The following is a 13,566-nucleotide window of genomic DNA, read 5'->3' as shown; positions in this document are numbered from 1 at the left end:
TCCTGTCAACTTTGCCGTCAATTTGATAGCCGGCTTAATTGCCTACTGCCACCAGCCCAAGAAGCCCTCCCTGATCAACGATGCTGCCTTGCCTGCTTAACCCGAACTCACGTTATTTTAAATTACAGATTTGCTGCAAGTTATATCCCTAGAAAGAAGCTGCGGCAAACGGTATGCAGTTATTTTAGTTATTCAGGACAGCCAATCTGAGACATAAAAAATTTCCTGGGAGTCTTCTATATCTCCTGGGTATTTTTATGCACAAAACAACCATTAATACCTGGACATAAAATCAATGGAAGCTCAAGAAAACGTACCAGCGAATAAACCTAGCGGGCAGTTGGTGATCATCGGGGGTGCAGAAGACAAGGAGGGAGACTGCACAATCCTTCGGGAGTTTGTTCGCCGCGCCGGGGGTACTAAAGCTCGAATTGTCGTCATGACCGTGGCGACAGAGTTGCCCAGAGAAGTGGGAGAGAACTATATCAGAGTGTTTGAGCGGCTGGGAGCCGAAGACGTTCGCATCGTTGACACCGTTGAGCGGGAAGATGCAACTTCAGCCACTTACTTAGAGGCCATTGAGAAAGCCACTGGTGTATTTTTTACCGGCGGAGATCAGGCTCGCATCACCAGCATCCTGAAGGGTACCCAGATCGATGAGGCGATTCACAGACGGTACGCTGAAGGAATCGTGGTGGGAGGCACCAGTGCGGGAGCTGCCATGATGCCAGATGTCATGATCGTTGAAGGCGACTCTGAGACAAATCCACGGGTTGAAGTGGTAGAGATGGGTCCCGGTATGGGCTTCTTGCCAGGAGTGGTCATCGATCAGCATTTCTTACAGCGTGGGCGTCTGGGACGGTTAATTTCTGCCTTGGCACAGCAGCCTGCTGTCTTAGGATTTGGGATTGACGAGAATACAGCGATCGCAGTCAGCGATAACAAGTTTGAAGTAATCGGGGAAGGAGCTGTCACGATTGTCGATGAGTCAGAGCTTACCCATAGCAACATCGGCGACATTTTGAAGGATGAGCCTTTGGCAGTTTGTGGAGCCAAGCTTCATATCCTTCCACACGGATACAAATTTGATCTGAAAACTCGCAAGCCAATTCTTGATTAATTGAAAGTAGGGTGGGCACTTTCCATCCTACTTTTTAAATGCTACCTGTGCCTTTAGAATCTAACTGCCGAGGGATGTCTTTTTTACCCTTAAGCTTCTTATACTGGGAGTAGTATAAGAAATTACATATCCTTGTAAAGGAGCTAAAAATGAGCGTAGAAGATAGAGCCAGAGCGGTTGCTAAAAACATAGAAGGCAAGGTGCAAGAGGGTCTTGGTCATGTAACCGGCGACCAAAAAGACCAAGCAGAAGGTCAGATGAAGCAGGATGAAGCTGCTGCTATGCATCTAAAAGAAGACCTCAAAGATAAAGCAAAAGAAATTGTAGATCGAGCTTAGGTTTTGTATCAAATTTTCAAGGGGGAAACTCCACAAATCTGAAAACCCATTTTCTTAAAGAAAATGGGTTTTTAAAGTGTTTTATTAAAGAAATTTAAGCGATTTGGGTAATGGCGATCGCAAATGGTAGAAAGGCAACGAACCATTCACCATTAAATCTAATAAAAAAGAATTGACTTGACTCTGCCCTTTGATAGCTGAAAAGGTTATGCAATCGAATTAGGCTCAAGTAAGCGAGTCGCCAAGTTAATAAAAAGGGTGTTTAAAAACGGGAGATACTCAATGAGCAGAGAGATAATGACCGATGCAGTCCGTGTCAATGCGAGAAAAACGGATGCATTCGATATCTTTAACTTCAAGCATTACATGGGGCCAAACCCGTATTTGCAGACGGGGTCGCTAATATTCGATTTCGCTCTGACTGAGTACGCGCAACCTCCGGCAATTAGCGATTATGTATCGATTATTGGCGATCGCTACCCCCATCTGCGCGATGAAACCTACGAATCTTATGCCCAACTGTTCGCTCGAACCGTGTCAGAAGTGGGAAAACTGGACATGGGGCTGCACCTCAAGCACTGGAGTATCAAGCAACTTCCCGCTTGCACGAAGATTGCCGTAGAATCGCTTCATGCACGCACCAGTCGGGCAGTCGTTTACAGCGTTTGGGATTGGTTTGAAGCGATCGCTCAAGGCAAAGATTTTCGGATTGACGATCAGTTCAAGGCAATGCAGGATCAGTTCCGCTACTCCGTCTACGGCGGGCCGACAGTCTATGCGTTGTGGCGTACAGCTTATGAAAAAGGAATTCCCGTTTTTTATCTATGGGACGAAGGACTGGTTCAATATGGCTATGGAAGAAAGCAGATTCGCGGGATAGCAACGACTTTTGACTGCGATAGCCATCTGGATTCGGACTTTACCACTCGCAAAGATGACTGCAAAGCTTTCTTAGGTACCTTGGGATTCCCCGTTCCCAAAGGTGACATCGTCGCTTCACTGGAAGACGCTCGCGCAGCCGCTAGAGAGATTGGCTATCCCGTCGCTGTGAAGCCGGTAGTGGGCCACAAAGGAATTGGGGTAACGGCTGATGTGCAAGATTCAGAAGAACTGAAATATGCCTTTAGCAGGGCAGTCAATGCGATTCCTAAAGAGCAGCCAGTCCGGATCATCGTCGAAAAAAGCTACAAAGGGTCAGATTTTCGGATGCTTTGCGTCAATGGTAGATTCGTCGCCGCGACGGAACGCCGCGCCGCATCAGTCGTGGGTGATGGACACTCGACGATTGCGGAATTGATCGAGCAGGAAAATCGGAAGCCAGACAGGATAGATACACCAACGTCGCCAATGGGCAAGATCCAGTGCGATGAAGCGATGGAAATGTACTTAGAAGAACAGGGATTAGGTCTGGATAGCGTGATTGAAAGCGATCGCACCGTCTATCTTCGCAAAGTTGCCAACCTATCGGCTGGCGGCTTGAGCATCGATAAGACTAGCACTGTTCATCCGGACAACATTATCCTGGCGCAAGATATCGCCCAGCATTTCCGCCTGACTTGCCTCGGTATTGATGTCATCGCCCAAGATTTATCCAAATCTTGGAAGGATGGTGAGTTTGGCATCATCGAAATCAACGCCGCCCCCGGCATCTATATGCATCTTAGACCCGCCGTTGGTGACAGCGTCGATGTGCCTTCCCATATTCTGGAAACCTTCTTTGACTCCGCCGAAAAAGCCAGAATACCTTTCATCACCTTCAACCGGATCTCAGTTCAAGAACTTCAAGAAGTCATTGACGATATCCTGATGCAACACCCCGACTGGACAATTGGCGCAGTTTGTCGGGATGGAGTTTTCGTCAATCGTTCCCAGAAAAACTTGAACAAAGATTACAACAGTAACGTTCAAAACCTGCTCCGGAATCCCCAGCTCGATCTGCTGATTGTCGAGTACACAGAAGACGTACTAGAGGCAGATGGGATGTTCTACTACGGGAGCAATCTTGTAATCTTGGATAATCCTACGGAAACCGAGATGATGCTGGCGAGAGACATTCTCCACGACTCTACTGTCGTGATTAAGGAAGGAGACACTATCTCCATCCGCTCTCATGGCTTGCTTGAACAGTACCAGCTTGGCTCAGCCGAACCTTTTTCGCGGGTTTATCTCAAAGAAATTCCGAAAATCTCGCCTGAGTTTGAAGTCAGACACTAAATCCTTGGTACAAGTCTCTGGAAGACACAAGCGAGCACATTTGTAGCCAAACCTCTCTCCGTATCGGAGAGGGGTTTGAAGATAGTTCCCCTCGCCTGTCGCTTTCTAAGGGGCGATTCTGGCTAGGTCTAAGACTGCTTCGAGCAAAATAAGTCCCTTGAGTTCGCATCTTGCACCGGACGGTTGAAAGCGCACCAGCAAGCACGCAAGCGAAACTTGCCAGGAGCAGGTTACAAAACCTTTAATGTTCGCTTAGTTCGCGCTTTTCTGACCAGGAATGTTTGTCTAGATGCCAAAGTTGCTAATCTAGTACCGTTGCTCAAAAAAACGGCTGAATCATCAAATGGAAAATATTGATTGGATGAATGTTACGGCAGGCGGGATGGCGATCGCAATTTTTATCGGCGGGTTGACCATGATGTTCACGGATCTTTGGACTCGCAAGAAAAAATAATGGATATCGTCTCCGGGTGAATACTCCGATTATTTATTCGCCCCTCTATTCATCGCACATCCATCGCAGATCGCTTTAAGCTTCATCGTGCCTCTATTTCTAAGTTAAAGAAATTTTCTTGCGGAACGTTGGCTTCTGTCAGGTCGGCACCCTTGAGCATCGCCCGACTCAAATCCACATCCGTCAAGTCTGCCCCACTTAGGTTGGCTCCCCTTAAATCCGTTCGCGTCAAGTCTACCCCCCTCAAGTCGGCTTCACTTAAGTTCACCTGCTTCAAGCTAGCTCCCGTCAAGTCTACTCCTCTCAAGTCGGCTCTACTTAGATTGGCTCCCTTCAAGTCGGCTCGCGTTAAGTCTACTCCTCTTAGATCCGCCTCGCTGAAGTTCACCTGCTTCAAAATGGCTCCCGTAAAGTCCGCCCCTCGTAAGTCGGCTCCGCTCAAGTTGGCATCATCCAGGTCAGCTTTCCTCAAGTTAGCTTTGCTTAAGTCTACCCCTCTCAAGTTTGCTCCGCGTAACTTTGCCCCTCGCAGATTGGTCGCCCTTAAGTCGGCTCCGCTCAGATTGACTCCGCTCAAATTAACCCCAGGCAGGCATACACCCGCAGCAATCAAGTAAGCTCCAGCTTCACTGGGGTCAAACTCGTAGGGAAATTGAGTCTCTTGCGTGTAGACAGCTTTTTCTAGAATGGTTCCCCTCAGCTTGGCTTTACTCAAATCGGTTCCAACCAGATTGGCACCCGCCAAGTTAACGTTCTCCAAATTTGCGCCGACCAGATTTGCCCTCATCAAATTTGCTGCTTTCAGGTCGGCTGACTTTAAATAAACTCCACTGAGATCGACTTCACTCAGGTTGACGCCGATGAGTAAAGTGCCAGAGGCAATCAAATAAGCCCCCGCTTCCTGAAGGTCAAAGTCTGGAGGGAATCGAGTCTCTTGATTGTAGACAGCCTTTTGTAGGATAGCCCCCTTTAGCTCGGCTGCGCTCAAGTCCACTCCTACCAGGTTCGCTCCAGCCAAGTTAGCGTTTTCCAGATTAGTCCCAACCAGATTCGCCTTTTTCAAGTTGGCTCCGCTCAAGTTGGCTGCTGTTAAATCTGCTCCAATCAGGGTGGTTCCACTCAGGTCTGCTTTCGTCAAGTCTGCCTCGCTCAGATTTGCTAAATTGAGACAGGCTCCACTTAGATTTGACCCATTCAGGTTTGCCTCTGTTAGGTCTGCTTCTATGAGATCTGCATAACTGAGGTTCGCCTCGCTGAGGTTTACTCTTCTTAGGTCTGCTCCCCTCAGCTCCTTCCCTTTAAGAAAAGCTCCCCTGAGTTCAGTTTCTTTCAAGTCTACAATCACGGCGTATGCCCCCTGGGTTTGTGCCCCCTTAGGTATTGGCTATTCAAGTCAGCTCGAATAGGTTTTTCCCCGCTCGGATTTTCTGGAAATGTTTTTAATTGTTTTTTCAGCACTTTAAAAATAACCGCTTTCAACTCTTAAGTTATTATTCCCAGTGCTGAGCAGCTGATTACTAATCATACGCGAAGTACAACTTTTCACTCGCCTGCCGATCGAAGATAGATGAGCAGCCACCGAGCGATCGCGGCATACGCTAGCAAAGAAATCGCATGGTAAAGTTTACGAGCGATCGCAACACTCAGTTTTCTGCTTGTCAAATTCCTCCTGTTTCCAATTCACCTAGCGCTCAATCGTGACTCCACCCCTTCGAGAATTTCAGGTGGTTAGTCTTGGCTGGCTGACCAATCTTTGCGTCTGGGTTGGGTTGAAGTGGATGCACCCCCAACAGCAGCCAGTGTTTCGCTCTATTGACTCTCCAAGGCTGCACCTACGCTCCCGCACGGGCACCTACGGCTTTTGAAGGGGTTCAAGAATTTTGGAGAGTCTTGCAGGTCGTCTGCTTGACCCTAAACTAGCAGTTGTTTCCCGAAAACAGGCTTCATCGCTATATGATCCGAGTTTAGAGTTCAAATCCCAGACTGTTCTAAGGAGTCTGGGGTTTCATCTTTAAAAATTAGTTGAAAGTGCTATACCTGGGTTGTTGAAGGCGTCACGATTTCCTCAGAAGTATTCACTGCTAACGGTAAAATGACAGTGAAGGTGGAGCCAATGCCTACTTGTGAAACTAGCTCTATTCTTCCTTGTAATAATTTTACCAACCGCGAGACAATCGCTAATCCTAAACCTGTACTTTCCGGAAGGAAAGACTTTTCTTGGGGAATAGAGCGAAAGTAGGGTTCAAATATACGAGCTTGGTCTTCTGGAGGAACGCCGATTCCCGTATCGCTGATAGCGATTGCCCACTCTTTATCTGATAGCGTTTGGCACCTTAATTTAATCGTTCCAGAGTCGGTGTAACGAATCGCGTTACTAAAGAGATTAGTAATAATTTGCTGTAGTCTCAGGGGATCTGTCAGCACCCGATCGGGGGCGCATGTTGGGTGTAGTCCTTCTCGAAGAGCAGCACAGCTATCGGCGCTAGCCGAATCGTAATCAACGATTATCTGTAGCTGTTTGGAATCCGCCAAAGGTTCTACCATTTCCAGAATATTTTGAATTAAAGAGCGTACATCTGTTACAGATGGCTGCAATTTCATTTTCCCCGCTTCATAGCGAGAGATTTCCAACGCATCGTTGATTAATCGAAGTAGCTGTCGTCCATTTCGTAGCACTTTCTCAATGTGTTCTAGATTCGGAAGGTTATTGCTCTCCTCCTGCTTCCGTTGTTGTTGGCGCAAAAATAAATCTGAGTAGCCAATAATGGAAGTAAGGGGAGTTTTCAATTCGTGGGCTAGATGAGAAAGGTTATCTTTATTCGCCCGAAGCAAACGAGTTAATTCTTGATTGGTCAATTTTAACTGACTTTGCAGCTGTTGGAGTTCGTGCAATCGCTCATCCATGTAGCTTTTAAAACATTGAGCGATCGCTTCATCCACTACTGTATCAATCAGACGAATGACTCGGATTATCTCAATCGGTGATGAGTCTAGCAACTCTCCCTCTAAGGTGGAAACGATTGTCTCCCGTAAAATTCGGTATTCGCGGACAATTTCTACTGGATCGTAACCTTGTTCAGCCCGAAGTATACCATGTTCTAAACTTGCATCTACTAACGACTGAACATCACTGTCTTGAAACTTAGAAAGTACAGTCGCTAATGCCTTGAGGACACGGGGGAGGCTGTCGCGCAAACCCTTGTAAGATAATTCTGCTGCGGTCTCAATTCGACTATCAGCACGGACAGCTTCAATCCATTTCTCTACAATCGTGGCAGATTTATCGATCAGTAATTGACTAAAATCCATCATTTTTTGGCGCTATTGACTCGTTTACAAATGCTCTCCATAGACTAAGATTAGCTTGGGGAGTAGCTAATTTGTTTTTCCTTCTTGCTTTCGCGCCCAAATACTTCGCCTATAAGCTCTTAAAATGTTTTTAATCAAAAGCCACCCTAAGGGTTAAAAACTTCATTTTCAGGTGCTCATTTCTTCATGTACGCGGAGATTAGCGCAGGAAATTACTTCTATTAAAGCTAAGTTTTCAGTAAAAATTTTTGTTGGGTTAGTATGTATTTCTAGTTGGGAGTCTGGTAAGGATTTAAACAATAAACGTTGCCCAGGGAAAACAATCCGTTCAAAGTTTAAGTCTTGAGTATTATCAACTCTAACAATTTGAATCTTATTTGTGCAATTTGTATAAAAACAAAGTATTTGTTCGGAAGGTTCAGAAACCAAAGAGGAGAATACTGACATCATATTGGGTGCCTTGAACGAACGATAAAATTGGCTGATTAACAAGATAGATAATATAAACTTCGACTGCTTCAAGCGGCTTCTACCTAAAGATGGGGTTGAAGGAAGGCAAGATGTAGTGGAGAATACAAACATCACTAGAATGCCTCAAAAAGTTCGTAAACTATTGTGAATTTGATGGAGAAGCGATCTCTAGAAAGCTATGTCTTCGGAAAGGTGGACTGTCTTAAAAAGGCGTGCTAAGCTTATCGGTTAATCCGAGTAAGTCAGCCTAATTCAGCGTCTTAGCAAGCGATCGCTCTGTATAAGCGCTGGAACGGAGGAACCAATTAATGGGGCGTATCTCTGCCAGGAGTAAGGCAAAAGGTGTAAGGCGGAATAAAAAACTGTTTATTTATCCTTCATCCCTTATCCATTAGAGAAGAGCATCTCTCAGCTCTAGCCCGTCAGCTAACTTCGTAGGCATTGAGAGGAGACTGAAGAGTCAGCATTTTTTGAAATGTTCTGAACTCATCAGTGTCCCCGGCTGGTACTGCTCTACTTTTTTGTACCTGAAGAGTGACTCTGAGGAGCTTCATAATGATATTGCAGCTGAATTTGTCTGCGATTGCAGTTGCTGGACAGGTAGCCTGGAAACGGGCAAAACCCGTTCTGATTCGGGATGTCGTCGTCCTCCCCGCCCTTGGTTTTTTAGGAATTCTCGTTCTGTGGTGGATTGTTGCGCTTTTCAAGCATGAATTAATACCCACCCCACCAGAGGCGTTCGTCAAGAATTTAGACTACATTCTGAACCCCTTTTACCGACGGGGTCCTGGCGATCTAGGGATTGGTTGGTTACTACTGGCAAGCCTTCGACGAGTATTGCTGGGATTTTTGTTAGGTGCAGTTGTTGCCATTCCCATTGGATTTTTGATTGGGATGTCCAAGCAAGCAATGATGGCACTCAATCCCATAATTCAGATTTTCAAGCCAGTATCGCCCCTAGCTTGGTTGCCCATTGCTTTAGCAATTTTTAACCTAGCAGATCCGTCAGCAATTTTTGTTATCTTCATTACCTCTTTGTGGCCCACCATTATTAACACTGCTCTCGGTGTTTCTAGCGTTTCCAAAGATTACCTCGATGTGGCAAGGGTGCTAGAAATGCCCCGTTGGCGACGAATTACCAAGATTATTTGGCCTGCGAGTTTGCCTTATGTCTTCACTGGTTTACGGATTAGTTTGGGAATTGCATGGCTGGTCATTGTCGCTGTAGAAATGCTCACAGGCGGCATCGGGATTGGGTTTTTTGTGTGGGATGAATGGAGTCGCTTAAACCTAAGCTCAGTATTTTTGGCAGTGGTAGTGATTGGGCTGACAGGACTACTGCTGGACTACGCCCTAGGCAAAGTTGAAGCTTTGGTTACTCACCGTCGCCCTAGGGCAACCTCTGTCTAATAATTTTCTGTAAACCTCTGTTAAGTAGGGATGATTCTGCTCTAACAGAAATCGCTAGTGTGAGCGAGACTCACGGCCGTCGTGGTAACGCTGACCGCTCAAACGAGTGGGTTGCGAGACGTAGTACCTACGGCGTCAATTTTTTCAGAGAACTCATGAGCAGTAATCGCTCAAACCTAGTGGCTTGAGCTGAGTGGAAATAAATCGCAAGGACGAATTATGAGTGACACCACAAACTGGACGCGACGAAAATTTCTGGAGGGTATGGGTGCCACAGCAGCAGGAATGGCACTATCATCTTGTGCGATTAGCGGCGATCGCTCAGCGAAAGGACTCACTGAAGAATCCGCATCCATCAAACAAGTCGTAGAGCCAGGATCGTTAGAAAAACCCGATCTGATTGTTGGCTACGTGCCGGTGAATGATTGTGCGCCGTTTGCGATCGCTTGGAAAAAAGGATTTTTCCGCAAGTATGGTCTCAACGTCCAACTTAATCGGGAAGCTAGCTGGGCAACCTCTCGTGACGGCGTAATTTTTGGTCGCACTGATGCCGCCCCCGTAGTCTCTGGTGCCGTCACCAACGCCAGAATCGGTGCTGAAGGCGCACGCCATGCCCCTCTCTGCGCCGCCATGACCATTCACCGACACGGTAACGCCATGACGATGAATCGGAAAATGTGGGAAGCAGGTTTGCGTCCCTGGCGGGAGTATAACGGCGATTTAGAAGCCTTTGGGAAGGATTTCCGCAGCTACTTTGAGAAGCAGCCGCGAGAACAACGAGTTTGGGCAGTTGTCCTCAGTTCTGCCATTTACGAATACTTCGTCCGCTACCTATCCGCCGCCGCCGGAGTCGATCCCCTGAAAGAGTTTCGCGTCATCATCGTTCCCCCACCGCAAATGGTGACGAACGTGCGGATAGGGGCGATGCAAGCCTACATGGTGGCAGAACCTTGGAATACCCGCGCAATTACCGGAAATGAAGGCGTTGGTTTTACCTTCGCTCAAGGCAAAGAAATTTGGTTGGGACACCCAGATCGGCTACTGGGTGTGATGGAATCTTTCATCCAAAAAAATCCCAAAACTTATCGTTCCCTCGTCAAAGCGATGATTGAAGCTTGCCAGTATTGCAGCAAGCCTGAAAACCGCGAAGAAGTAGCAACACTTATTTCCGAGCGTTCCTTTACAGGTGCTAAACCCAAATTTACTCGTCCCGCAATTATTGGCGACTACAATTATGGCGGTTTTGATGGTAAAGCTCGGATTGCGAAAGCCGAGGACAGTACAATCTTCTTCGATATCCCTGACAACATTCCCAAACGTCCAGGAGAACATTCGACATTTCTCTGGCAATCTGAAAGTCTCTGGTTAATGACTCAAGCAGCTCGTTGGGGACAAATCAAAGAATTTCCAAAGAATGCAGAAGCACTTGCCAAACAAGGCTGGAGAACCGATCTCTATCGAGAAATTGCCGCAGAAATGGGCATTGAGTGTCCCCAAGAAGATTACAAAGTTGAAGTACCGGAAGTATTTATTGATAAGAAAGGTTTTGACCCCAGCGATCCTGTTGGATATGTCAATGGTTTTGAGATTCGGGCGAACCGTCCCACTCGTTTCTTTCTGTCTTAATTAGCTGCACTGGCTACAGTTCAAGCGGCTCGGCTAAGTTTTACTTTTTGGCAAAAGCCAGCCTAATACCTTCAAAATTCTCAAGAGTTCGTCCCAAGAAGGAGCATGATATGACTAAATCCACCTCATTCTCAACGGATGCTAATAATCAAAGTGTCAACCGCACTGGATTTCTGGAAATAGAAAATCTTCGCAAGTCCTATCCCACAGCAGATGGAGGTGAATTTGTTGTCCTGGATGGCATTAATCTTAGTGTCAGTGAAAATGAATTTATTTGCGTGATTGGTCACTCTGGCTGCGGTAAATCAACGCTTCTCAAAATGGTTGCCGGGTTAGAAAAACCAACTTCCGGCTCAGTGCAATTAGAGGGTAAAGAAATTCGTAAACCTGGTGCCGAGCGCATGATGGTGTTCCAGCACTATTCACTGCTGCCGTGGTTGACGGTGAAAGAAAATATCCGTCTGGCAGTCGATGAAGTGCTAAAAAATGCCTCCCGTGCTGAAAAAATTAGCATTGTGAACGAACACTTGGCAATGGTGAATTTAACAGCAGCCGCTGACAAATATCCTGATGAAATTTCTGGCGGGATGAAGCAACGGGTGGGGATTGCTCGTGCCTTGGCAATTCGCCCCAAAATGTTGTTAATGGATGAACCTTTTGGGGCACTCGATGCCTTGACGAGGGGCAAATTACAGCAGCAGGTACTGCATATTTGGGAACATCAGCGGCAGGCAGTGATGATGATTACCCATGATGTAGATGAAGCGCTGTATATGTCTGACCGAATTATACTGATGACCAATGGCCCCCACGCAAAAATAGGGGAAATTTTGGACGTGCCTTTTAAGCATCCACGCGATCGCCAAGCCCTCCGCAACTCCCGCGAGTATTTTGAATTGCGTAACCACGCTTTGAACTTCCTCGATGAATATTTCAATCAAGACGAGTAGACGAGCCATTGGTCAACTGTTTATCAAAGAAAAAACAACTGAACTGGAAACACGCTCTATTGCGTTTCTAACCCATTAAAACCCTTACTTAAGTTCTTGCAAAGCTAGCCTAATTACTTCAGGAGGTTTGAGTTTGTGAATATTAAGTCAATGTTAGCCCGTCTTGAAAGCGCAATGGGTCGTCAGGATGTAGTTGAACAAATGGTATTACTACCAGAGCCAGTTTCCCCCACTTCCAAACGGGCTAATTCTGCTAAATCAATCAATTTAGTCGTGGGCTATAATCGCTCTCCTAGCAGTCAAACCGCTCTGGATCTTGCCCTATGGATTGCCCATCAAACCCGGTTAGTTACAAAGGCGCAAGTCACGGTTCAAGTCGTTTACGTTGTCGATGAAGATCAAAGCAGCCATTGTCCACATATTTCTAACGGGGGCGATGCTAGACGCCCTTTAAGCCAACAGCTTCCCCTAGAGTCTCTAGAAGCATCGGCAAGAAAGTGTGCCACACCTGTTTTAACTCAACCTACCCCTGTGGAATTAGAAGCACGCACACGAATGACGGAGATAGATCCTTCCTATTTGAGGGAAATTTTCTATCAAACGAATCCTTTTGAGCAAGCAGATCGTATCCTATCGCAAGCCCGTTGTCTGGCTGAAGAATGGCGAGGTTCTTTCAAAGCTCATCTACGGTTTGGTTGCATTTCTACAGAACTCAGAAAAGTTGTTGAATCAGAAGCTGCGACTTTATTGTTGCTGGGCTGTACCTCTGCCAATCATCCAATTGTTCAGAAACTAGGTTCTAATTTTCCTTGCGCGGTGTTGGGTATTCCCAGCATCTTGAATTCACCGGATATTTCAAGTTGTTCCTCAGATTTCCAATCAGTTTAATCGTTGAGCGGAAATTTTTACATAGGAAATTAGAGGAAAACCATCGGGATTTAAATAATTTTGATTTGTTTCTACCTTTTCCCGATACCTGAAAAAGCACAATTAGAGATCGCCTAAAAGGTTTCTATTGCACTTCTATCTAATTTGTGAAGAGAGTCTCTTCTAAAAAACTCCGTTAGCGATCGCATAGCACTGCGGATGCGTTATTCTCCGCTTTAGATGCAAAGGAAGCGAAGAACACAAGCGATGATTTTACAACCTACAACAAAAATTAAAAGGCAAATGCATCAAGAAAATTGCTCCTTTCTTTAGCATTTTGCCTTTTTATTGTCTCAAGCCGACCATCGCTCAAGCCGACTATCGGCTCCTGAAAAAGAAATTCTGAAAATTAGTACTGAATCAGATGGAGTACATCACAAACCACACTATCGCTCTTTTGTCACTCTAGGCAGAGGAAAAGTGGAAATCGGTTGGCTCAAGAGCTGTGGGAACAACTCCCCTGAACCAATTCATAAAAGCAATTAAACCCTAAAAACCCGCATCTAGCTCAAGGATAGGAAATACTTTTAGCCAAATCTTCATAAGATTAAAAGCCACAAAAGGTCGGAGAATTAAACGTAGATAGCGCTAGCTCCTCCCGAAGGGAGGCTCGCCCTTGCATCAGACGGGAAAGATACAGCAGATTGCAAGTTCATGAAGTACAGTAGCAGCAGTTTGTGAACCAGTTGCGTAGGTGTTTTGGATTGACTAAATCAAGTGCAGTAGCAAGCAAAGTATCAACCATTT

At 46.1% G+C, this 13,566-nt stretch carries 11 protein-coding genes, 1 pseudogene and 1 riboswitch; of the genes and pseudogenes, 9 read left to right on the top strand and 3 right to left on the bottom strand.

Annotated elements, in window-relative coordinates; all coding sequences use genetic code 11:
• The 4 genes and pseudogenes from NDI33_RS27605 to NDI33_RS27590 all read left to right on the top strand — a co-directional run.
• Nucleotides 1–100, top strand: a pseudogene (locus tag NDI33_RS27605) (IS982 family transposase); the annotation flags it as partial.
• A 195-nt stretch (nt 101–295) separates the two neighbouring features.
• A complete protein-coding gene (locus NDI33_RS27600) occupies nt 296–1,120 on the top strand; it encodes a cyanophycinase (RefSeq protein WP_190415138.1) in 825 nt (274 codons plus the stop codon).
• Between the two features lie 149 nt (nt 1,121–1,269).
• The gene (locus tag NDI33_RS27595) at nt 1,270–1,458 is read left to right on the top strand and encodes a CsbD family protein (RefSeq protein WP_190415139.1); all 189 of its coding nucleotides are present in this window, start codon (nt 1,270–1,272) and stop codon (nt 1,456–1,458) included.
• Nucleotides 1,459–1,740: 282 nt separating this feature from the next.
• Entirely contained in the window at nt 1,741–3,672 is a 1,932-nt protein-coding gene (locus NDI33_RS27590) for an acetate--CoA ligase family protein (RefSeq protein WP_190677141.1), read from the top strand.
• A 536-nt stretch (nt 3,673–4,208) separates the two neighbouring features.
• Here NDI33_RS27590 and NDI33_RS27585 read toward each other — a convergent pair.
• A complete protein-coding gene (locus tag NDI33_RS27585) occupies nt 4,209–5,471 on the bottom strand; it encodes a pentapeptide repeat-containing protein (protein WP_347275926.1) in 1,263 nt (420 codons plus the stop codon).
• Between the two features lie 352 nt (nt 5,472–5,823).
• Between NDI33_RS27585 and NDI33_RS27580 the strand changes: the two genes are divergently transcribed.
• Nucleotides 5,824–5,991 (top strand): hypothetical protein, encoded by a 168-nt coding sequence (locus NDI33_RS27580; RefSeq protein ID WP_190534259.1) that lies wholly within the window; start codon nt 5,824–5,826, stop codon nt 5,989–5,991.
• A 166-nt stretch (nt 5,992–6,157) separates the two neighbouring features.
• On the opposite strand, the gene NDI33_RS27575 is transcribed toward NDI33_RS27580, so the two are convergent.
• Both NDI33_RS27575 and NDI33_RS27570 read right to left on the bottom strand, forming a co-directional pair.
• The gene (locus tag NDI33_RS27575) at nt 6,158–7,435 is read right to left on the bottom strand and encodes an ATP-binding protein (RefSeq protein WP_190677143.1); all 1,278 of its coding nucleotides are present in this window, start codon (nt 7,433–7,435) and stop codon (nt 6,158–6,160) included.
• A gap of 168 nt (nt 7,436–7,603) precedes the next feature.
• Entirely contained in the window at nt 7,604–7,882 is a 279-nt protein-coding gene (locus NDI33_RS27570) for a DUF1830 domain-containing protein (RefSeq protein WP_348245692.1), read from the bottom strand.
• A gap of 258 nt (nt 7,883–8,140) precedes the next feature.
• Nucleotides 8,141–8,362: riboswitch (cyclic di-AMP (ydaO/yuaA leader) on the top strand.
• Nucleotides 8,363–8,461: 99 nt separating this feature from the next.
• Between NDI33_RS27570 and ntrB the strand changes: the two genes are divergently transcribed.
• The 4 genes from ntrB (at nt 8,462) to NDI33_RS27550 (ending at nt 12,780) form a co-directional block, all read left to right on the top strand.
• Entirely contained in the window at nt 8,462–9,316 is an 855-nt protein-coding gene (gene ntrB, locus NDI33_RS27565; RefSeq protein ID WP_190677137.1) for a nitrate ABC transporter permease, read from the top strand.
• Between the two features lie 219 nt (nt 9,317–9,535).
• Nucleotides 9,536–10,942, top strand: coding sequence for an ABC transporter substrate-binding protein (locus NDI33_RS27560; protein ID WP_190677135.1), 1,407 nt, complete (start codon nt 9,536–9,538; stop codon nt 10,940–10,942).
• Between the two features lie 110 nt (nt 10,943–11,052).
• On the top strand, nt 11,053–11,892 hold the full coding sequence (locus tag NDI33_RS27555) for an ABC transporter ATP-binding protein (RefSeq protein ID WP_190415147.1): 840 nt from the start codon (nt 11,053–11,055) through the stop codon (nt 11,890–11,892).
• 135 nt (nt 11,893–12,027) lie between these two features.
• Entirely contained in the window at nt 12,028–12,780 is a 753-nt protein-coding gene (locus NDI33_RS27550) for a universal stress protein (RefSeq protein WP_190677133.1), read from the top strand.
• Nucleotides 12,781–13,566: the final 786 nt, after the last annotated feature.

This window comes from Trichocoleus sp. DQ-A1, assembly GCF_039961955.1.
Lineage (GTDB): Bacteria > Cyanobacteriota > Cyanobacteriia > Cyanobacteriales > FACHB-T130 > FACHB-T130.
Note: the sequence above shows the minus strand (reverse complement) of the source record. Positions and strands in the feature narration are given on the sequence as shown.

Coding starts and splice junctions, on each gene's coding strand:
- ntrB (WP_190677137.1), top strand. CDS start 8,462: ATGATATTGCAGCTGAATTTGTCTGCGATTGCAGTTGCTGGACAGGTA.
- NDI33_RS27570 (WP_348245692.1), bottom strand. CDS start 7,882: ATGTCAGTATTCTCCTCTTTGGTTTCTGAACCTTCCGAACAAATACTT.
- NDI33_RS27560 (WP_190677135.1), top strand. CDS start 9,536: ATGAGTGACACCACAAACTGGACGCGACGAAAATTTCTGGAGGGTATG.
- NDI33_RS27575 (WP_190677143.1), bottom strand. CDS start 7,435: ATGGATTTTAGTCAATTACTGATCGATAAATCTGCCACGATTGTAGAG.
- NDI33_RS27555 (WP_190415147.1), top strand. CDS start 11,053: ATGACTAAATCCACCTCATTCTCAACGGATGCTAATAATCAAAGTGTC.
- NDI33_RS27590 (WP_190677141.1), top strand. CDS start 1,741: ATGAGCAGAGAGATAATGACCGATGCAGTCCGTGTCAATGCGAGAAAA.
- NDI33_RS27600 (WP_190415138.1), top strand. CDS start 296: ATGGAAGCTCAAGAAAACGTACCAGCGAATAAACCTAGCGGGCAGTTG.
- NDI33_RS27595 (WP_190415139.1), top strand. CDS start 1,270: ATGAGCGTAGAAGATAGAGCCAGAGCGGTTGCTAAAAACATAGAAGGC.